16 protein-coding genes, 2 tRNA genes and 1 pseudogene are annotated in these 19,818 nt (G+C 60.8%); 18 read left to right on the top strand and 1 reads right to left on the bottom strand.

Annotated features, from left to right (window positions below; genetic code table 11):
• The first annotated feature begins 117 nt into the window (after positions 1-117).
• The 7 genes from dnaJ to E8F20_RS01230 all read left to right on the top strand — a co-directional run bounded on the left by dnaJ (position 118) and on the right by E8F20_RS01230 (position 8,267).
• Positions 118-1,245, top strand: a complete 1,128-nt coding sequence (dnaJ, locus tag E8F20_RS01260) for a molecular chaperone DnaJ (protein ID WP_280282080.1) — start codon at positions 118-120, stop codon at positions 1,243-1,245.
• Positions 1,246-1,328: 83 nt separating this feature from the next.
• Positions 1,329-2,132, top strand: coding sequence for a 4-hydroxy-tetrahydrodipicolinate reductase (dapB, locus tag E8F20_RS01255; protein WP_280282079.1), 804 nt, complete (start codon positions 1,329-1,331; stop codon positions 2,130-2,132).
• Positions 2,133-2,315: 183 nt separating this feature from the next.
• Positions 2,316-3,452: a glutamine-hydrolyzing carbamoyl-phosphate synthase small subunit gene (carA, locus tag E8F20_RS01250; RefSeq protein ID WP_280282078.1), complete on the top strand. Its 1,137-nt coding sequence runs from the start codon at positions 2,316-2,318 to the stop codon at positions 3,450-3,452.
• A gap of 26 nt (positions 3,453-3,478) precedes the next feature.
• On the top strand, positions 3,479-4,129 hold the full coding sequence (leuE, locus tag E8F20_RS01245) for a leucine efflux protein LeuE (protein WP_280282093.1): 651 nt from the start codon (positions 3,479-3,481) through the stop codon (positions 4,127-4,129).
• Positions 4,130-4,148: 19 nt separating this feature from the next.
• Positions 4,149-7,370 carry a carbamoyl-phosphate synthase large subunit gene (gene carB, locus E8F20_RS01240; RefSeq protein ID WP_280282077.1) on the top strand — a complete coding sequence of 1,074 codons (3,222 nt, stop codon included), beginning with the start codon at positions 4,149-4,151 and terminating at the stop codon, positions 7,368-7,370.
• Complete coding sequence (gene greA, locus E8F20_RS01235; protein ID WP_028630002.1) at positions 7,367-7,843, top strand: transcription elongation factor GreA; 477 nt, start codon at positions 7,367-7,369, stop codon at positions 7,841-7,843. The genes carB and greA overlap by 4 nt, the downstream gene beginning before the upstream one ends.
• Positions 7,821-8,267: a DUF4149 domain-containing protein gene (locus tag E8F20_RS01230; protein ID WP_280282076.1), complete on the top strand. Its 447-nt coding sequence runs from the start codon at positions 7,821-7,823 to the stop codon at positions 8,265-8,267. The genes greA and E8F20_RS01230 overlap by 23 nt, the downstream gene beginning before the upstream one ends.
• Positions 8,268-8,289: 22 nt before the next feature.
• Here the strand turns inward: E8F20_RS01230 and E8F20_RS01225 are convergent, their stop codons facing one another.
• Complete coding sequence (locus E8F20_RS01225) at positions 8,290-8,604, bottom strand: YhbY family RNA-binding protein (RefSeq protein WP_028630004.1); 315 nt, start codon at positions 8,602-8,604, stop codon at positions 8,290-8,292.
• Positions 8,605-8,710: 106 nt separating this feature from the next.
• Here E8F20_RS01225 and E8F20_RS01220 point away from each other — a divergent pair.
• The 11 genes and pseudogenes from E8F20_RS01220 to infB all read left to right on the top strand — a co-directional run bounded on the left by E8F20_RS01220 (position 8,711) and on the right by infB (position 19,754).
• Positions 8,711-9,247 (top strand): annotated as a pseudogene (locus E8F20_RS01220) (SAM-dependent methyltransferase).
• A 200-nt stretch (positions 9,248-9,447) separates the two neighbouring features.
• On the top strand, positions 9,448-11,364 hold the full coding sequence (gene ftsH / locus E8F20_RS01215) for an ATP-dependent zinc metalloprotease FtsH (protein ID WP_280282075.1): 1,917 nt from the start codon (positions 9,448-9,450) through the stop codon (positions 11,362-11,364).
• Positions 11,365-11,373: 9 nt separating this feature from the next.
• Positions 11,374-12,225, top strand: a complete 852-nt coding sequence (gene folP, locus E8F20_RS01210) for a dihydropteroate synthase (protein ID WP_280282074.1) — start codon at positions 11,374-11,376, stop codon at positions 12,223-12,225.
• 21 nt (positions 12,226-12,246) lie between these two features.
• Positions 12,247-13,587: a phosphoglucosamine mutase gene (gene glmM / locus E8F20_RS01205; RefSeq protein WP_280282073.1), complete on the top strand. Its 1,341-nt coding sequence runs from the start codon at positions 12,247-12,249 to the stop codon at positions 13,585-13,587.
• Positions 13,588-13,652: 65 nt separating this feature from the next.
• Positions 13,653-14,408 carry a triose-phosphate isomerase gene (gene tpiA / locus E8F20_RS01200; protein ID WP_280282072.1) on the top strand — a complete coding sequence of 252 codons (756 nt, stop codon included), beginning with the start codon at positions 13,653-13,655 and terminating at the stop codon, positions 14,406-14,408.
• A gap of 4 nt (positions 14,409-14,412) precedes the next feature.
• Positions 14,413-14,796 carry a preprotein translocase subunit SecG gene (gene secG / locus E8F20_RS01195; RefSeq protein WP_280282071.1) on the top strand — a complete coding sequence of 128 codons (384 nt, stop codon included), beginning with the start codon at positions 14,413-14,415 and terminating at the stop codon, positions 14,794-14,796.
• Between the two features lie 10 nt (positions 14,797-14,806).
• Positions 14,807-14,892, top strand: a tRNA-Leu gene (locus tag E8F20_RS01190).
• A 97-nt stretch (positions 14,893-14,989) separates the two neighbouring features.
• Positions 14,990-15,066, top strand: a tRNA-Met gene (locus E8F20_RS01185).
• 130 nt (positions 15,067-15,196) lie between these two features.
• On the top strand, positions 15,197-15,655 hold the full coding sequence (rimP, locus tag E8F20_RS01180) for a ribosome maturation factor RimP (RefSeq protein ID WP_028630011.1): 459 nt from the start codon (positions 15,197-15,199) through the stop codon (positions 15,653-15,655).
• A 47-nt stretch (positions 15,656-15,702) separates the two neighbouring features.
• Positions 15,703-17,184 (top strand): transcription termination factor NusA, encoded by a 1,482-nt coding sequence (nusA, locus tag E8F20_RS01175; protein ID WP_280282070.1) that lies wholly within the window; start codon positions 15,703-15,705, stop codon positions 17,182-17,184.
• 26 nt (positions 17,185-17,210) lie between these two features.
• Complete coding sequence (gene infB, locus E8F20_RS01170; RefSeq protein ID WP_280282069.1) at positions 17,211-19,754, top strand: translation initiation factor IF-2; 2,544 nt, start codon at positions 17,211-17,213, stop codon at positions 19,752-19,754.
• The last annotated feature ends 64 nt before the right edge of the window (positions 19,755-19,818 follow it).

The following is a 19,818-nucleotide window of genomic DNA, read 5'->3' as shown; positions in this document are numbered from 1 at the left end:
GCTTGCTTCCGCTCCAGCGTGCGGGGCTAGTCGCCCCGTACGCCTGATCCGCCACGCGGGAGCTTGCTCCCGCGTTGGTGTGTCTGGGGCTGGTGAATTTGAGAGTGCAGGAAACCTATGGCTAAACGTGACTTTTACGAGATCCTCGGTGTCGAGCGTGGCGCCAGCGAGGCCGACCTGAAGAAGGCCTATCGCCGTCTCGCGATGAAATACCACCCGGACCGCAACCCGGGCGACAAGGCTGCGGAAGAACAGTTCAAGGAGGCCAACGAGGCCTACGAGATCCTCTCTGATGCCAGCAAGCGTGCTGCGTACGACCAGTACGGCCACGCCGGCGTCGACCCGCAGATGGGGGCAGGCGCTGGCGCCGGCTTCGGCGGCGCCAGCTTCTCCGATATCTTCGGTGACGTGTTCAGCGATTTCTTCGGTGGTCAGCGTGGCGGTCAGCGTGGTGGTCCGCAACGCGGCAGCGACCTGCGCTACACCCTGGAACTCGACCTGGAAGAAGCGGTGCGCGGGACTACCGTGACCATTCGTGTGCCGACCCTGGTCAACTGCAAGACCTGTGAAGGCTCGGGTGCCAAAAAGGGCACCAGCCCTGTCACTTGCACCACCTGTGGCGGTATAGGCCAGGTGCGCATGCAGCAGGGCTTCTTCTCGGTCCAGCAGACCTGCCCGCGCTGCCACGGCAGTGGCAAGATGATCAGCGACCCCTGCGGCAGCTGCCACGGCCAGGGGCGCGTGGAGGAGCACAAGACCCTGTCGGTGAAGGTGCCGGCTGGTGTCGATACCGGCGACCGCATCCGCCTCTCCGGCGAAGGCGAGGCCGGTGCGCTGGGTGGTCCGGCTGGTGACCTCTATGTGGTGGTCAACGTACGCGAGCACCCGATCTTCCAGCGCGACGGCAAGCACCTCTACTGTGAAGTGCCGATCAGCTTCGCGGATGCGGCCCTGGGCGGCGAGCTCGAAGTGCCGACCCTTGATGGTCGGGTCAAGTTGAAGATTCCGGAAGCGACCCAGACCGGGAAGTTGTTCCGGCTGCGTGGCAAGGGCGTCGCCCCGGTGCGTGGCGGCGGTGCCGGCGACCTGATGTGCCGGGTTGTGGTGGAAACGCCGGTCAATCTGGACAAGCGCCAGCGCGAGTTGCTCGATGAGTTTCGCAAGACGCTACAGAGCGACGGCTCCCATTCGCCCAAGGCCAGCAGTTGGTTCGAGGGAATGAAGCGCTTTTTCGGCGATCTTTAAACGACGAGCTGGAAGGGGCAGCGAAGTGCTTCAGGCTTTCCATGCCGCCTTCCAGCTCCAGGCTTACAGCTTGGAGCTTTTTTATGCGACGTATTGCTGTGGTGGGCGCCGCCGGGCGCATGGGCAAGAACCTGATCGAGGCAGTGCAGCAGGCGCAGGGCGCTGGTCTGACCGCCGCCATTGACCGTCCGGATAGCACCTTGGTCGGCGCCGATGCTGGTGAGTTGGCTGCGCTGGGCCGAATTGGCGTGCCGCTGTCGGGCGATCTGGCCAAGGTTGTCGATGATTTCGATGTGCTCATCGATTTCACTCACCCATCCGTGACCCTCAAGAACCTGGAAGTCTGCCGTCAGGCGGGCAAGGCCATGGTGATCGGCACTACCGGTTTTTCCGCTGAGGAAAAGGCCTTGCTGGCGACTGTCGCCAAGGAAATCCCGATCGTCTTCGCCGCCAACTTCAGTGTCGGCGTGAATCTTTGCCTCAAGCTGCTGGATACCGCGGCCCGCGTGCTGGGTGATGAGGTGGATATCGAGATCATCGAGGCTCATCACCGCCACAAGGTCGACGCGCCGTCCGGTACCGCGCTGCGTATGGGTGAAGTGGTGGCTGATGCGCTCGGCCGCGACCTGTCCAGGGTGGCCGTCTACGGTCGCGAAGGCCAGACCGGCGCCCGCGCTCGCGAGACCATCGGCTTTGCCACCGTGCGTGCTGGCGACGTGGTGGGTGACCACACGGTGCTGTTCGCTGCGGACGGCGAGCGCGTTGAGATTACCCACAAGGCTTCCAGTCGTATGACCTTCGCTCGCGGCGCTGTGCGTGCAGCGCTATGGCTGGAGGGGCAGGAAGCGAATCTGTACGACATGCAGGACGTGCTGGGATTGCGCTGAGTCGTAATTCGGGATGTCTTTCGGGTGGACCGAAATGACGCATTCCTGTAAACTGCAGCTTTAGTGTGTCCACTAAAAGTTACGCAGAAATGGCTCAGATAAAAAAGCGGGGTGACGGTATCAACGTCATCCCGCTTTTTTACAACCTGCGTTTGCTTCAGCCTTGATCTACGGGAGGTCTTCTTGACTAAGCCAGCCATACTCGCGCTTGCCGACGGCAGCATTTTTCGCGGCGACGCCATTGGGGCCGATGGCCACACCATCGGTGAGGTAGTGTTCAACACTGCCATGACCGGCTATCAGGAAATCCTTACCGATCCTTCCTATGCCCAGCAAATCGTTACCCTGACCTATCCGCACATCGGCAACACCGGCACCACGCCGGAAGACGCCGAAGCCAATCGCGTATGGGCCGCCGGCCTGATCATTCGCGACCTGCCGCTGTTGGCCAGCAATTGGCGTAACAAGCAGTCGCTGCCGGATTACCTGAAAGAGAACGGCACCGTTGCCATTGCCGGCATCGATACCCGCCGCCTGACCCGCATTCTGCGTGAAAAGGGCTCCCAGAATGGCTGCATCCTCGTCGGTGACGACGCCACTGAGGAGAAAGCACTGGAGCTGGCGCGCAGTTTCCCCGGCCTGAAAGGCATGGACCTTGCCAAGGTGGTGTCCTGCGAAGAGCGTTACGAGTGGCGTTCCAGCGTATGGAACCTGGAAACCGACAGCCATCCGGAAATCGCTGACAGCGAGCTGCCCTACCACGTGGTGGCCTATGACTTCGGCGTGAAGCTGAACATCCTGCGCATGCTGGTCGCTCGCGGCTGCCGCCTGACGGTAGTGCCGGCGCAGACTACGGCAAGCGAAGTGCTGGCGCTGAATCCGGACGGCGTCTTCCTCTCTAACGGCCCCGGTGACCCCGAGCCGTGCGATTACGCCATCCAGGCCATCCGCGAATTCCTCGATACCGAGATCCCGGTCTTCGGCATTTGCCTTGGCCACCAGTTGCTGGCCCTGGCCTCCGGCGCCAAGACCGTGAAAATGGGCCATGGCCACCATGGTGCCAACCACCCGGTGCAGGACCTGGATTCCAGCGTGGTGATGATCACCAGCCAGAACCACGGTTTCGCTGTGGATGAGTCGACCCTGCCGGCCAACCTGCGTGCCACCCACAAGTCGTTGTTCGACGGTACTCTGCAGGGCATCGAGCGTACCGACAAGGTCGCCTTCAGCTTCCAGGGGCACCCGGAAGCCAGCCCTGGTCCGCACGACGTGGCGCCGCTGTTCGACCGCTTCATCGCGGCCATGGCCGCGCGTCGCTGAGACCGCTGAAGAAGCTTGCGAAGATGATGCCGACCCTGGGAATCACTGACCTCTGGACCTACGTTCTGGGCGCGCTGTTCATCGTCCTGCTGCCGGGGCCGAACTCGCTGTTCGTGCTCGCCACCGCCGCCCAGCGCGGCGTGGGCGCCGGCTACAGGGCTGCCAGCGCGGTGTTCCTGGGCGATGCGATCCTGATGCTGCTGTCGGCACTGGGGATCGCCTCGCTGCTCAAGGCCGAGCCGATGTTGTTCCTCGGCCTGAAGTACGTCGGCGCGGCCTACTTGTTCTATCTGGGTGTCGGGATGCTGCGGGGTGGCTGGCAGAAGTTGCGCCAGCCGGTCGAGCAAGCCGTTCCAGTGAAGGACCTAGACGTCAATCAGCCGTTCCGTAAGGCGCTGCTGCTGAGTCTGTCCAATCCCAAGGCGATCCTCTTCTTCGTGTCCTTTTTCATCCAGTTCGTCGACCCGGGATACGCCTACCCCGGAGTGTCGTTCCTGGTACTGGGTGTGATCCTCGAAGTCATCAGCGCCCTTTACCTGAGTTTCCTGATTTTTTCCGGTGTGCGTCTGGCGGCCTGGTTCCGCCAGCGGCAACGGTTGGCTGCCGGCGCCTCAAGCGGCGTCGGCGCCCTGTTCGTCGGCTTTGGCGTGAAGCTGGCTACCGCAACCCTGTCCTGATTATTGCAACGAGAGTCCCATGCCCAAGCGTACAGACATCAAGAGCATCCTGATCCTCGGTGCCGGCCCCATCGTGATCGGCCAGGCCTGCGAGTTCGACTACTCCGGCGCTCAGGCCTGCAAGGCCCTGAAGGAAGAAGGCTTCCGCGTCATCCTGGTGAACTCCAACCCGGCCACCATCATGACTGACCCGGCCATGGCCGATGCCACCTACATCGAACCGATCAAGTGGGCGACAGTCGCCAAGATCATCGAGAAGGAGCGTCCTGACGCCCTGCTGCCCACCATGGGGGGTCAGACCGCATTGAACTGCGCCCTCGACCTGGAGCGTCACGGCGTGCTGGCGAAGTTCGGTGTGGAAATGATCGGCGCCAACGCCGACACCATTGACAAGGCCGAAGACCGCTCGCGCTTCGACAAGGCCATGAAAGATATCGGTCTGGCCTGCCCGCGCTCCGGCATCGCCCACAGCATGGAAGAGGCCTACGGCGTCCTCGAGCAGGTTGGTTTCCCTTGCATCATTCGTCCGTCCTTCACCATGGGCGGCACTGGCGGCGGTATCGCCTACAACCGTGAAGAGTTTGAAGAAATCTGCGCTCGCGGCCTGGACCTGTCGCCAACCAACGAGTTGCTGATCGACGAATCCCTGATCGGCTGGAAGGAATACGAGATGGAGGTTGTCCGCGACAAGAAGGACAACTGCATCATCGTTTGCGCCATCGAGAACTTCGATCCCATGGGCGTGCACACCGGTGACTCCATCACCGTCGCACCGGCCCAGACCCTGACCGACAAGGAATACCAGATCCTGCGCAACGCCTCGCTGGCGGTGCTGCGTGAGATCGGTGTCGAGACTGGTGGTTCCAACGTGCAGTTCGGTATCTGCCCGGACACCGGTCGTATGGTCGTGATCGAGATGAACCCGCGCGTATCGCGCTCCTCGGCCCTGGCTTCCAAAGCCACCGGCTTCCCGATCGCCAAGATCGCCGCCAAGCTGGCCGTCGGCTACACCCTCGACGAGCTGCAGAACGACATCACCGGCGGTCGTACCCCGGCGTCCTTCGAGCCGGCCATCGACTACGTGGTGACCAAAGTTCCGCGCTTCGCCTTCGAGAAATTCCCGAAGGCCGATGCCCGCCTGACTACCCAGATGAAATCCGTGGGCGAGGTCATGGCCATCGGTCGTACCTTCCAGGAGTCCGTGCAGAAAGCCCTGCGTGGCTTGGAAGTGGGCGTTGCCGGCTTTGATCCCAAGCTGGACCTGAGCGATCCGGAGGCTGAAGGCATCCTCAAGCGCGAGCTGATCGTGCCCGGCGCCGAGCGTATCTGGTACGTCGCTGACGCCTTCCGCGCCGGCAAGACCATCGAGCAAGTGTTCGAGCTGACCAAGATCGACGAGTGGTTCCTTGTACAGATCGAGGACCTGGTCAAGGACGAAGAAAAGGTCAAGACCCTCGGCCTGTCCGGCATCGACGCCGACCTGATGCGCAAGCTCAAGCGCAAAGGCTTCTCCGATTCGCGCCTGGCCAAGCTGCTCGGTGTGACCGAGAAGAATCTGCGCAGCCACCGCCACAAGCTGAAGGTACTGCCGGTATTCAAGCGCGTTGATACCTGCGCTGCAGAATTCGCCACCGACACCGCCTACATGTACTCGACCTACGAGGAAGAGTGCGAAGCCAATCCGTCGACCCGCGACAAGATCATGATTCTCGGCGGCGGTCCCAACCGCATCGGCCAGGGCATCGAGTTCGACTACTGCTGCGTACATGCGGCGCTGGCGATGCGCGAAGACGGCTACGAGACCATCATGGTCAACTGCAACCCGGAAACCGTTTCCACCGACTACGACACGTCCGACCGCCTGTACTTCGAGCCGGTCACCCTTGAAGACGTGCTGGAAATCGTCCGCGTCGAGCAGCCAAAGGGCGTGATCGTCCAGTACGGCGGCCAGACTCCGCTGAAACTCTGCCGCGCACTGGAAGAGGCGGGTGTGCCGATCATCGGTACCAGCCCCGACGCGATCGACCGCGCCGAAGACCGCGAGCGCTTCCAGCAGATGGTGCAGCGCTTGAACCTGCGCCAGCCGGCCAACGCCACTGCGCGCAGTGAAGACGAAGCCCTGGCCCTGTCGAAGGGTATCGGCTACCCGATGGTGGTGCGCCCGTCCTACGTACTGGGCGGTCGCGCGATGGAAATCGTCTACCAGGAAGAGGAGCTCAAGCGCTACATGCGCGAAGCGGTGAAGGTGTCCAACGACAGCCCGGTGCTGCTCGACCGCTTCCTCAATTGCGCTATCGAAGTCGATATCGATGCAGTGTGCGACGGCGAAACCGTGGTGATCGGCGCGATCATGCAGCACATCGAACAGGCTGGCGTACACTCCGGTGACTCCGCCTGCTCGCTGCCGCCGTATTCGTTGCCGCAGCACATCCAGGACGAGATCCGTGATCAGGTCAAGAAAATGGCCCTGGAGCTCGGCGTGGTCGGCCTGATGAACGTGCAGATGGCCGTGCAGGGCGAAGACATCTACGTCATCGAGGTCAACCCGCGCGCGTCCCGTACCGTGCCGTTCGTTTCCAAGTGCATCGGCGAATCGCTGGCCAAGGTCGCTGCCCGCGTAATGGCTGGCAAGAGCCTCAAGGAAATCGGCTTCACCAAGGAAATCATCCCGCCGTTCTTCAGTGTCAAGGAAGCGGTGTTCCCGTTCGCCAAGTTCCCGGGCGTCGACCCGATCCTTGGCCCGGAAATGAAGTCCACCGGTGAGGTTATGGGTGTCGGTGACACCTTCGGCGAAGCCTTCTCCAAGGCCCAGCTGGGTGCCAGCGAGATCCTGCCGAACTCCGGCACCGTGTTCATCAGCGTGCGCGAAGACGACAAGCCGATGGTCACTCAGGTCGCTCGCGATCTGATCGAGCTGGGCTTCGAGGTGGTCGCCACCTCCGGCACCGCCAAGGTGATCGAAGCGGCTGGTCTGCCGGTCCGTCGCGTGAACAAGGTGACGGAGGGCCGTCCTCATGTCGTTGACATGATCAAGAATGATGAGGTTACCCTCATCATCAACACCACTGAGGGGCGTCAGTCCATTGCTGACTCCTACTCGATCCGTCGTAACGCCCTGCAGCACAAGATCTACTGCACCACCACCATCGCGGCTGGTCAGGCGATCTGTGAGGCGCTCAAATTCGGTCCCGAGAAGACCGTGCGTCGCTTGCAGGATCTCCATGCAGGAATCAAGGCATGACCAAATTTCCAATGACCGTCCAGGGCGCTCGTGCCCTGGAAGACGAACTCAAGCATCTGAAGACCGTGCTGCGTCCGCAGATCACCCAGGCTATCGCCGAGGCGCGTGAACTGGGCGACCTGAAGGAAAACGCTGAGTATCATGCCGCCCGCGAACAACAAGGCATGGTCGAAGCGCGCATCCGGGACATCGAGGGGCGTTTGCAGAACGCCCAGGTCATCGACGTCGCAGCGCTGCCGCGCACCGGCAAGGTGATCTTCGGTGTGACCGTGGACATTGCCAACGTCGAAACCGACGAAACCGTGACCTACCAGATCGTCGGCGACGACGAAGCAGACATCAAGCAAGGCAAGCTGTCTGTCAGCTCTCCCATCGCCCGCGCCCTGGTGGGCAAGGAAGAGGGGGACGTGGTGACGGTCAAGACTCCGAGCGGCATCGTCGAGTACGAGATTGTCGAAGTCCGCCACGTTTAAGTCTTCGCCTTTCAGGGCTGGCGCCATCGCCTGGCAGCTGGCCCAGACCTTCTGGGTTGGTGGCCTCTGGCTGCTGCACTTCGTCATGTTGCCGGCGTTGGATCAAATCGGTCTGGCGCCGATGCTGGTGGAGGAGGTGGCTGCCAGTCTACGGCCACTGCTGGTAGCTTTTACTGGCTTCTGTGCCTTGCTTCAGGCTCTGTTGCTCATCCAGCACGCAGGGCTTGCGCGCCTTTGGCGCGATGCGCGTGCGCAGTTGCTGGCCGCGGTGCTGGCACTGGTGGTGGTCTTTCTACTGGTGCGCTTCTGGGCGCCGGAGGCCTTGTACTGGCTGAACTTCAGCTATCTGCTGCTGGCTTTTTGTGGCCTGCTGCTGGTGATCCAGCCTTTGCCAGCAAGGCTGGTGGAAGGCCGGGCGCGCTGAGCGCGCGCCCTTGGCGGAAGACTCAGAGACCGCTGAAGCGGCTGATGTTGGAGAGGTTGCGGTTCGGCTTCGGATTGCGGCGATAGACCAATGCCATCTTGCCGATGATCTGGACCAGCTCGCAGTTGCCGGCGGCGCAGAGTTCATCGATCAGGGCGCGGCGGTCATCACGCTCGATGATGCGGAACTGGACCTTGATCAGTTCGTGATCATTCAGCGCGCGCTCCAGTTCAGCCAGCACACCTTCGGTCAGGCCATTTTCGGCCACCGTCAATACCGGTTTCAGGTGATGACCGATAGATTTGTATTGCTTCTTGTGCTCTGGTGAGAGCGCCATAATCAGACCCCTGCGAAAAAAGGCTGCTAGTTTACCCGAGTGATTCCGGGGCGCACAGCCGAACACGAGGTATCCCGTGGCCAGCTCAAAGACTAGTCGTCGTTGACTGAAAGAATACTTCGACGACCCTTACGTCAAAATGGCGCAGAAGGACGGTTGCCAAGTCACAAGCTGCTCGAGATCCAGGGCGAGGGCCGAACTCGGCGGCCTGGCATGAGCGTAGTCGATCTCGGGGCCGCGCCGGGCGCCTGGGGTCAGGTCATCAGTTGGTATCCGGAAAATGAGTAGCGTTCTCGATGTGACGTTCAATCAGGAGAAACTCACCGAGGATGCCGTCTTCACCCGGGTTCTCGGTGCGATCGGCGAACACCCGGAAGACCTTGTGATTTCCGAATTGGCCCCAATATGAGCGAGGGAAGGACTGCCGACCGGCCGCGTTCCACGTACTTCCGTGAGCTGGCGCTTGACCCGGCGAGGTGCGACTTGCGTTCGAGGGCGTCAAAGTCTCCCAGTGGGAAGGTTTTGTTGCCTGTCACAGGCAAGTGCGGGGTTGTTTGGTAGGGCGTATCTGCGCAAACCGCTTTCGTCGCGTGACTGCTCCCGGGAGCAATACCTGCTCGCGCGCGGCTTCCGTGGGGAATAGACTGCTACGGGGACCGGAGTGATCGGACCCCATCTGCAGGGGTGGATACTGTAGGGAGACCTCAAGGTCTCATAAAGGGTTACAGACGGCGCCTGCCAGGGGCAGGGGTTGTGTAGTAAGTTAGGCCGGTTAACCACCAGCCGTCATGCGGGGTGCGCTCCAGGAAGGGGCCCGTTCCAGAGGGTAGCTAATTGAACGATATGGCAAAAAATCTGATCCTGTGGCTGATCATCGCTGCTGTGCTTGTCACGGTGATGAACAATTTCTCCAGCCCGAGCGAACCGCAGACTCTTAACTACTCGGAATTCATCGAGCAGGTTAAAGAAGGCAAGGTCGAGCGAGTTACCGTTGATGGCTTCGTCATCACCGGCAAGCGCAACGACGGCGAATCATTCAAAACCGTTCGTCCGGCAATTCAGGATGGTGGCCTCATCGGCGACCTGATCGATAACAACGTGATCATCGAAGGCAAGCAGCCTGAGCAGCAGAGCATCTGGACCCAGTTGCTGGTTGCCAGCTTCCCGATTCTGGTGATCATTGCAGTCTTCATGTTCTTCATGCGGCAAATGCAGGGCGGCGGCGGCGGCCGCGGTGGCCCGATGAGCTTCGGCAAGAGCAAGGCGCGCCTGCTTTCTGAAGACCAGGTCAAGACCACCTTTGCTGACGTTGCCGGTTGCGACGAGGCCAAGGAAGAAGTCAGCGAGCTCGTGGAGTTCCTCCGCGATCCGGGCAAGTTCCAGCGCCTGGGTGGCCGTATTCCGCGCGGCGTGCTGATGGTTGGCCCTCCCGGTACCGGTAAGACCCTGCTGGCCAAGGCTATTGCCGGCGAAGCCAAGGTGCCGTTCTTCACTATTTCCGGTTCCGACTTCGTCGAAATGTTCGTTGGTGTGGGCGCGTCCCGTGTTCGCGATATGTTCGACCAGGCCAAGAAGCATGCTCCGTGCATCATCTTCATCGACGAGATCGACGCTGTGGGCCGCCATCGTGGTGCCGGCCTGGGGGGCGGTCACGACGAGCGCGAGCAGACCCTCAACCAGTTGCTAGTTGAGATGGACGGCTTCGAGATGAACGACGGCATCATTGTGATCGCCGCGACTAACCGTCCTGATGTTCTTGATCCGGCGTTGCTGCGTCCGGGACGCTTCGATCGTCAGGTGGTGGTTGGTCTGCCAGATATCCGCGGTCGTGAGCAGATCCTCAAGGTACACATGCGCAAGGTGCCCATGGGGGACGACGTCGATCCGGGCGTGATCGCACGGGGTACCCCCGGCTTCTCCGGCGCTGACCTGGCTAACCTGGTCAACGAAGCGTCCCTGTTTGCCGCCCGCGTCAACAAGCGCCTGGTGGAAATGAAAGAGTTCGAGCTGGCCAAGGACAAAATCATGATGGGCGCTGAGCGCAAATCCATGGTCATGTCCGAGAAAGAAAAGCTCAACACGGCATTCCACGAGGCAGGCCATGCCATCGTCGGTCGTCTGGTGCCTGAGCACGACCCGGTCTACAAGGTCTCGATCATTCCCCGTGGTCGTGCTTTGGGCGTGACCATGTTCCTCCCCGAGGAAGATCGTTACAGCCTGTCCAAGCGTGCGCTGACCAGTCAGATCTGCTCGCTGTTCGGTGGCCGTATCGCCGAAGAGATGACCCTGGGCTTCGATGGTGTCACCACGGGCGCCTCCAACGACATCATGCGCGCCACCCAGATCGCCCGGAACATGGTGACCAAGTGGGGGCTGTCCGAAAAGCTCGGCCCGCTGATGTATGCGGAAGAGGAGGGTGAGGTGTTCCTGGGTCGCAGCGCCGGTGCCCAGCACGCCAATGTATCCGGCGAAACTGCGAAGCTGATTGACCAGGAAGTGCGCCGCATCATCGACGAGTGCTACAGCACTGCGAAGAACCTGCTGACCGAGAATCGTGACAAGCTCGACATGATGGCTGAGGCCTTGATGAAGTACGAGACCATCGATTCCGAGCAGATCGATGACATCATGGCCGGCCGCGTTGCACGCGAGCCAAAGGATTGGCAGGGCGGTTCCGGCACCTCTTCCGGCACGCCAGCTCCTCGCGAAGAAGCCGATCGCCCTGAAACCCCCATTGGTGGGCCGGCTGGCGAACACTAAGGCTTGTAGATGAAGTCAGTGCAGTACCCGACCCGGTTGCCTTGCGGCAGCCGGGTTCTTGATTTGGCCCAGCCGCACGTTATGGGCATCCTGAATGTTACCCCTGACTCCTTTTCTGATGGCGGGCGCTTCAATGCGCGCGAAGCCGCGCTGCGTCACGCCGCGGAGATGGTGGCTGCCGGTGCGACCCTGATCGATGTCGGTGGCGAATCGACGCGGCCAGGTGCCCGACCGGTCTCCCCGACCGAAGAACTGGAGCGCGTGGCCCCGGTGGTGGAAATCCTCGCCCGCGAACTGGATGTGGTGATCTCGCTGGATACATCCACGCCCGCTGTCATACGCGAAGGCGCTCGCCTCGGCGCTGGGTTGATCAATGATGTGCGTGCACTGCGTCGTGATGGCGCGCTGGACGCCGCCGCCGATACAGGGTTGGCGGTTTGTTTGATGCACATGCTCGGCGAGCCGGGCAACATGCAGCAGGATCCGCACTACCGGGATGTCGTACGTGAAGTCGGGGATTTTCTCGCGGAGCGTACGCAGGCGTGCCTGGCTGCCGGGGTTCAGGGTGACCGGATCATCCTGGATCCGGGCTTCGGCTTCGCCAAGACCCTCGCGCACAACCTCAGCCTGTTCAAGCATTTGGAGGCGCTTCACGAGCTGGGGCGTCCTCTGCTGGTTGGGGTTTCGCGTAAAAGCATGATCGGTCAGGCGCTGGGGCGGGAAGTCCATCAGCGGCTGTCCGGCGGCCTCGCCCTCGCCGCACTCGCTGTGGCCAAGGGCGCCTCCATTCTGCGTGTACACGATGTCGCGGAAACCGTTGACGCTGTCCGCATGATCGCCGCGGTGCAAGCGGCGGAATAAGAAAACACGGAGCACCCTCTCATGAGCAGAAAGTATTTTGGCACCGACGGTATTCGCGGGCGTGTCGGGCAGTTCCCGATTACTCCGGATTTCATGCTCAAGCTTGGCTGGGCCGCCGGTATGGCATTTCGTAAGCAAGGCAAATGCCGCATCCTCATCGGTAAGGACACGCGAATCTCCGGCTATATGTTCGAGTCTGCACTTGAGGCTGGCCTTTTGGCAGCTGGCGCCGATGTGATGCTGCTCGGCCCTATGCCAACCCCGGCCATCGCGTATCTGACCCGCACATTCCTGGCGGATGCGGGTATCGTCATCAGTGCCTCGCACAACCCGCACGACGATAACGGCATCAAGTTCTTCTCTGGCAAGGGCACCAAGCTCTCGGATGAGGTGGAGCTGATGATCGAGGGCCTGCTGGATCAGCCGATGACGGTGGTCGACTCTGCCCAGTTGGGCAAGGTGTCCCGTATCAACGACGCCGCGGGCCGCTACATCGAATTCTGCAAGAGCACCACGCCTATCAGCACCGATTTCGCCGGCCTCAAACTGGTAGTCGACTGTGCCCACGGCGCTACTTACAAGGTCGCCCCGAACGTGTTCCGCGAGCTCGGCGCCCAGGTGAGCGTGTTGGCGGCGCAACCTAACGGCCTCAACATCAATGACAACTGTGGTTCCACTCATATGGCCAGCCTGCAGACTGCTGTGGTGGAGCAGAGCGCCGATGTCGGTATCGCCTTCGATGGTGATGGTGACCGTGTTCTGATGGTCGATCACACCGGTGCGGTAGTGGACGGGGACGAGTTGATTTACCTGATCGCCCGAGACCTGCATGGTCGCGACAGGCTGAAAGGCGGTGTGGTTGGCACGCTGATGAGTAACCTGGGCCTGGAATTGGGCCTCAAGGAGCTTGATATTCCCTTCGTTCGAGCGAAGGTTGGTGATCGCTACGTGATGAGCGAACTCCAGGCCAATGACTGGACGCTGGGGGGGGAGAATTCAGGCCATATCGTTTGCAGCCATTTCACCACTACCGGAGACGCCATTGTCTCCGCCCTGCAGGTGCTGTTGGCCTTGCAGCGCAGTGGTCAGTCCCTGGCAGAAGCGCGTCAGCGCATGCGCAAGTGCCCGCAAGTGCTGATCAATGTGCGCTATGCCGGGGGGGATGTAGACCCTGTCAACCATCCGGCTGTGCAGGACGCATGTGCTCGCGTCACGAACCAGATGGCCGGGCGTGGTCGTGTTCTGCTGCGCAAGTCTGGTACGGAGCCGTTGGTGCGTGTGATGGTCGAAGGCGACGACGAGAAGCTGGTGCGCGGCTACGCAGAAGAGCTGGCAAAAGTCGTGACTGAGGTATGTGCTTGATTTGTCTTGCTAGTTGGATTTCTCTTGGGTAACATCTGCGCCCACTTTGATCGACGAGATAAAGCATGCGCCGACCTCTGGTAGCCGGTAACTGGAAAATGCACGGTACCCGCGCCAGCGTCGCAGAGCTGATCAAAGGCTTGCGCCAATTGGCCTTGCCTGCTGGCGTCGAAGTCGCGGTAATGCCGCCCTGTCTGTACATCAATCAGGTCATTCAAGGCCTGGACGGTAAGTCGATTGCCGTCGGTGCGCAGAATTGTGCGGTAGAGCCGGTGCAGGGAGCCCTCACCGGAGAGATCGCGGCAAGTCAGTTGGTAGACGTAGGTTGCAGTCTGGTTCTGGTTGGTCATTCGGAGCGTCGCCTGATTCTGGGTGAAAGCGACGAGGTCGTGAGTCGCAAGTTTGCTGCTGCTCAATCCTGTGGTTTGATTCCGGTGCTTTGCGTCGGTGAGACTCGGGAGCAGCGCGAAGCTGGTGAGACGCTCGAGGTTGTTGGGCGTCAGCTGGGTAGCGTGATCGAAGAGCTTGGTGTGGGTGCATTTGCGCGGGCGGTAATTGCCTATGAGCCGGTTTGGGCGATAGGTACGGGGCTGACAGCTTCACCGCAGCAAGCGCAAGAAGTCCACGCGGCGATTCGGTCGCAGCTCTCGGCGGAAAATGCCGAAGTGGCTCGCGGTGTCAGAATTTTGTACGGCGGCAGTGTGAAGGCGGCCAGTGCGGCCGAGTTGTTCGGCATGCCGGATATCGATGGGGGGCTCGTTGGTGGGGCGTCCCTGAATGCGGATGAGTTCGGTGCGATTTGTCGCGCCGCAGGAAGCTGACAAGATGCTGGAAACTGTCGTTATTGTGGTGCATCTGCTGGGTGCGCTGGGTGTTGTTGGCCTGGTATTGGTTCAGCAGGGTAAAGGTGCGGATGCTGGTGCTTCGTTCGGTTCCGGTGCTTCGGCAACCGTATTTGGAAGCCAAGGTTCTGCTACCTTTTTGAGTAGAGTTACTGCTATACTCGCTGCGGTTTTTTTCATTACTAGCTTGGGTTTAGCGTACTTTGCTAAAGACAAGGCTGATGCGCTGAGCAACGTAGGTCTGCCGGATCCGGCGGTTCTCGAGGTTCAGCCAAGCAAGCCGGCAGCTGACGATGTGCCGGTGCTCGACGAGCAGAAGCCAGCCACCCAGTCGGGTGATGTGCCTCAGGTTCCAGAGCAGAAGTAGGGCAAGTTTTGCCGAGGTGGTGGAATTGGTAGACACGCTACCTTGAGGTGGTAGTGGCCATAGGCTGTAGGGGTTCGAGTCCCCTCCTCGGTACCATACAAAGAGATGCCCGCAGTGATGCGGGCTTTCTTCTTAGTGGGATGTTCGGTTGACCATGCAAGGTGCTGGCCGTATACTCTCGCACCAGCTTTGACGCGGGGTGGAGCAGTCTGGTAGCTCGTCGGGCTCATAACCCGAAGGTCGTTGGTTCAAATCCAGCCCCCGCAACCAGTAGTCGCGAAGCCCCTTTTTAGGGGCTTTTTGCTAGCTGGACAGTTGACCTCCGATCACGGATCAGGTGGTTTGAATGGATGGGCGTTTCGCCCATTTTTTATTTGCACAGCATGCGAGAGGCAATCAGGTGTCGAGCAAGCTAGAACAGTTGCAGGCCTTGTTGGCCCCGGTAGTCGAAGCGCTCGGTTATCAGTGCTGGGGCATCGAGTTCCTGTCTCAAGGGCGGCATTCACTGCTGCGGATCTACATCGATCACGAAAACGGCATTCTCGTCGACGATTGCGAGAAGGTTAGCCGGCAGATCAGTGGTGTTCTCGACGTCGAGGACCCGATCAGCAGTGAGTACACCCTCGAAGTATCGTCGCCGGGTATGGATCGACCGCTGTTCACCCTTGAACAGTTCGCGGCCCATGCTGGTGAGCTGGTTAAGATCAAGCTGCGTTCGCCCTTCGAAGGACGACGCAATTTTCAGGGGCTTCTCCGCGGGGTGGAGGAGCAGGACGTGGTGGTTCTTATTGAAGACCGCGAATTCCTCCTGCCGATCGAACTGATCGACAAGGCCAACATCATTCCCCGTTTTGACTGAGACGCGGATCCCGCGGATCCAATGGATTGCGAAAGGCGAGGCGTACGATGAGCAAAGAAGTACTGCTGGTTGTTGAGTCGGTATCCAACGAAAAGGGTGTACCGGCTGGCGTGATTTTCGAGGCGCTGGAGCTGGCCCTGGCCACTGCTACCAAGAAGCGTTATGAGGACGAAGTCGACCTGCGTGTGGAAATCAACCGCCACAATGGTGTTTACGACACCTTCCGTCGCTGGACTGTTGTCGAAGAGGACGATTTCGAGGATCCGGCTATCCAGCTGACCCTTGATCAGGCCCAGGAACGGGATGAACACGCCAAGATCGGCGACGTCATCGAAGAGAAGATCGAGTCCATCGAGTTCGGCCGCATCGCCGCGCAGACCGCCAAACAGGTCATCGTGCAGAAGGTGCGCGAGGCCGAGCGTGCTCAAGTGGTTGAAGCCTACCGCGAGAAGCTGGGCGAAATCATCTCTGGCACCGTGAAGAAGGTCACGCGTGACAACGTGATCGTAGATCTGGGCAACAACGCCGAAGCCCTGTTGGCCCGCGAAGACATCATTGCCCGTGAAACGTTCCGTGTAGGGGCCCGTGTGCGCGCCCTGCTGAAGGAAATTCGCACCGAGAACCGTGGCCCGCAATTGATCCTGTCGCGCACTGCGCCGCAGATGCTGATCGAGCTGTTCCGCATTGAAGTGCCGGAAATCGCCGAAGAGCTGATCGAAGTGATGGCCGCCTCCCGCGATCCGGGTTCCCGCGCCAAGATCGCTGTCCGTTCGAAGGACAAGCGTATCGATCCGCAGGGTGCCTGCATCGGTATGCGCGGCTCCCGCGTCCAGGCCGTATCTGGCGAACTGGGTGGAGAGCGCGTCGATATCGTTCTGTGGGATGACAACCCCGCGCAGTTCGTGATCAACGCCATGGCTCCGGCCGAAGTGGTTGCGATCATCGTCGACGAAGATGCCCACGCCATGGACATCGCCGTTGCCGAAGACAATCTGGCCCAGGCTATTGGCCGTGGTGGCCAGAACGTGCGCCTGGCTAGCCAGTTGACTGGCTGGACGCTGAACGTGATGACCGAAGCGGATATCCAGGCCAAGCAGCAAGCCGAAACCGGCGACATCCTGCGTGCCTTTGTCGATGAGCTGGAAGTGGACGAAGAGCTGGCTCAGGTACTGGTTGAAGAAGGTTTCACCAGCCTGGAAGAAATCGCCTACGTACCCATGGAAGAAATGCTCAGCATTGATGGCTTCGACGAAGAAATCGTCAACGAGCTGCGTGCCCGTGCGAAGGACCGCCTGCTGACCAAGGCCATCGCGACCGAAGAGAAGCTGGCGGATGCCCAGCCTGCCGAAGACCTGCTTTCCCTGGAAGGCATGGACAAGGACCTGGCTGTTGAACTCGCTGTACGTGGCGTTATTAACCGCGAAGACCTGGCCGAGCAGTCGATCGACGACCTGCTCGACATCGACGGCATGGACGAAGAGCGTGCCGGCAAGCTGATCATGGCCGCCCGAGCCCACTGGTTCGAGTAAGTATCGCGGCCTGAGGAGAGAAGTGCATGACGCAAGTCACGGTGAAAGAACTGGCCCAAGTGGTCGATACACCGGTGGAGCGCCTGCTGCTGCAGATGCGCGAGGCGGGATTGCCGCACACCAGCGCCGAGCAGGTTGTAACCGACAATGAGAAGCAGGCACTGCTGGCTCATCTCAAGAGCAGCCACGGCGAGCGCGTAGAAGAACCGCGCAAGATTACCCTGCAGCGCAAGACCACCACCACGCTGAGGGTTGCCGGCAGCAAGACCATCAACGTCGAAGTACGTAAGAAGAAAACGTACGTCAAACGTAGCCCCGACGAGATCGAGGCAGAGCGTCAGCGCGAGCTCGAAGAGCAGCGCGTGGCGGAGGACGCTGCTCGCCTGAAGGCCGAAGAAGAAGCACGTCTGCGCGCCGAAGAAAGTGCCCGTCGCGAAGCTGATGCGCGTGCGAAGGACGCCGTTGATCCTGCCAAGGCCGATGCCCCGGTTGCGGCTGCCGAGCCTGTTGCCACTCCGGCGACTGCCCCGGTAACTGCTCAGGTCGGTGCTGCTGCACCGGCGGCTGCTGCTGCCGCTGATCGCAAGAAGGAAGCGCCGCGTCCGGAGCGCGCTCGCGACGAGGATGATCGCCGCGACCGCAAGCACGCACAGCACCGTCCTTCTCTCAAGGAAAAGGAAAAGGTTCCGGCTCCCCGCGTTGCCCCGCGCAGTACCGAGGAGGAAAGCGATTCCTTCGGTCGTCGCGGTGGACGTGGCGGCAAATCCAAGCTGAAAAAGCGCAACCAACATGGGTTCCAGAGCCCAACAGGACCTATCGTGCGTGAAGTCAGCATTGGCGAGACCATTACAGTGGCCGAACTGGCCGCTCAGATGGCCGTCAAGGGTGCCGAAGTCGTCAAGTTCATGTTCAAGATGGGCACTCCCGTGACCATCAACCAGGTGCTCGATCGCGAGACCGCTCAACTGATCGCCGAAGAACTCGGCCACAAGGTCAAGCTGGTCAATGAGAACGCCCTGGAAGATCAACTGGCTGCGTCCCTGAAGTTTGAAGGCGAGGTGCTGACGCGTGCGCCGGTCGTGACCGTCATGGGTCACGTAGACCACGGCAAGACTTCGCTGCTGGACTACATCCGCCGTACCAAGGTGGCCAGCGGTGAAGCCGGCGGCATCACCCAGCACATCGGTGCTTACCACGTCGAAACCGATCGTGGCATGGTGACCTTCCTCGACACACCGGGCCACGCTGCGTTTACCGCTATGCGTGCTCGTGGCGCCAAGGCTACTGACATCGTCATCCTGGTGGTCGCGGCTGACGACGGCGTGATGCCGCAGACCATCGAAGCGGTGCAGCACGCGAAAGCGGCTGGTGTACCGATCGTGGTAGCGGTCAACAAGATGGACAAGCCCGAAGCCAACCCGGACAACATCAAGAACGGCCTGGCCGCGCTGGATGTGATCCCGGAAGAGTGGGGCGGCGATACGCAGTTCGTACCTGTGTCGGCCAAGGCGGGTACGGGTGTCGACGAGCTGCTTGAAGCCGTACTGCTGCAGGCTGAAGTACTGGAACTCACTGCAACTCCGTCGGCCCCTGGCCGTGGCGTTGTGGTCGAGTCTCGTCTGGACAAGGGCCGTGGCCCGGTGGCTACCGTATTGGTCCAGGATGGTACCCTGCGTCAGGGCGACATGGTTCTCTGCGGCGTCAACTATGGCCGCGTCCGCGCCATGCTCGACGAGAATGGCAAACCGGTGAAAGAAGCTGGCCCGTCCATCCCGGTCGAGATCCTCGGCCTGGACGGTACGCCGGACGCCGGTGACGACCTGACCGTGGTCGCTGACGAGAAGAAGGCCCGCGAAGTTGCCCTGTTCCGTCAAGGCAAGTTCCGCGAAGTCAAACTCGCGCGCCAGCAGTCCTCCAAGCTGGAGAACATCTTCGAGAACATGGGGCAGGACGAGAAGAAGACCCTCAACATCGTGCTCAAGTCCGATGTGCGTGGTTCTCTCGAAGCCCTTCAGGGCGCCCTGGCCGACATCGGCAACGAGGAAGTTCAGGTGCGTGTGGTCGGTGGCGGTGTCGGTGGTATCACCGAGAGCGACGCCAACCTGGCGCTGGCGTCCAACGCCGTGCTGTTCGGCTTCAACGTGCGTGCTGATGCCGGCGCGCGCAAGATCGTCGAGCAGGAAGGTCTGGACCTGCGCTACTACAACATCATCTACGACATCATCGAAGACGTTAAGAAAGCACTGTCCGGCATGCTGGGCAGCGAGGTTCGGGAGAACATCCTGGGTATCGCCGAGGTGCGCGACGTGTTCCGCTCGCCGAAGTTCGGTGCGGTTGCCGGCTGCATGGTTACCGAGGGTCTGGTACACCGCAACCGTCCGATCCGCGTTCTGCGCGACGATGTAGTGATCTTCGAAGGCGAACTGGAGTCCCTGCGCCGCTTCAAGGACGATGTGTCCGAGGTGCGTGCCGGCATGGAGTGCGGTATCGCCGTGAAGAGCTACAACGACGTCAAGGTCGGCGACAAGATCGAAGTCTTCGAGAAGGTCCAGGTGGCGCGCACGCTGTAAGTGTCGCGCTTGCCACAAGCCGGGAGCCAGGAGCTGGAAGCCATCGCTTTCTACTCCTGGCTTT

It is taken from the genome of Pseudomonas sp. BN415, assembly GCF_029871195.1.
Taxonomy (GTDB): Bacteria; Pseudomonadota; Gammaproteobacteria; order Pseudomonadales; family Pseudomonadaceae; genus Metapseudomonas; species Metapseudomonas resinovorans.
This window is presented reverse-complemented; position numbering and strand designations above follow the sequence as displayed.

What these genes read in the sequence shown, in the direction of transcription:
- secG (WP_280282071.1), top strand. Translation starts at nt 14,413, where the DNA reads ATGCTGGAAACTGTCGTTATTGTGGTGCATCTGCTGGGTGCGCTGGGT.
- infB (WP_280282069.1), top strand. Translation starts at nt 17,211, where the DNA reads ATGACGCAAGTCACGGTGAAAGAACTGGCCCAAGTGGTCGATACACCG.
- ftsH (WP_280282075.1), top strand. Translation starts at nt 9,448, where the DNA reads ATGGCAAAAAATCTGATCCTGTGGCTGATCATCGCTGCTGTGCTTGTC.
- nusA (WP_280282070.1), top strand. Translation starts at nt 15,703, where the DNA reads ATGAGCAAAGAAGTACTGCTGGTTGTTGAGTCGGTATCCAACGAAAAG.
- glmM (WP_280282073.1), top strand. Translation starts at nt 12,247, where the DNA reads ATGAGCAGAAAGTATTTTGGCACCGACGGTATTCGCGGGCGTGTCGGG.
- tpiA (WP_280282072.1), top strand. Translation starts at nt 13,653, where the DNA reads ATGCGCCGACCTCTGGTAGCCGGTAACTGGAAAATGCACGGTACCCGC.
- E8F20_RS01225 (WP_028630004.1), bottom strand. Translation starts at nt 8,604, where the DNA reads ATGGCGCTCTCACCAGAGCACAAGAAGCAATACAAATCTATCGGTCAT.
- leuE (WP_280282093.1), top strand. Translation starts at nt 3,479, where the DNA reads ATGCCGACCCTGGGAATCACTGACCTCTGGACCTACGTTCTGGGCGCG.
- dapB (WP_280282079.1), top strand. Translation starts at nt 1,329, where the DNA reads ATGCGACGTATTGCTGTGGTGGGCGCCGCCGGGCGCATGGGCAAGAAC.
- greA (WP_028630002.1), top strand. Translation starts at nt 7,367, where the DNA reads ATGACCAAATTTCCAATGACCGTCCAGGGCGCTCGTGCCCTGGAAGAC.
- carB (WP_280282077.1), top strand. Translation starts at nt 4,149, where the DNA reads ATGCCCAAGCGTACAGACATCAAGAGCATCCTGATCCTCGGTGCCGGC.
- dnaJ (WP_280282080.1), top strand. Translation starts at nt 118, where the DNA reads ATGGCTAAACGTGACTTTTACGAGATCCTCGGTGTCGAGCGTGGCGCC.
- folP (WP_280282074.1), top strand. Translation starts at nt 11,374, where the DNA reads ATGAAGTCAGTGCAGTACCCGACCCGGTTGCCTTGCGGCAGCCGGGTT.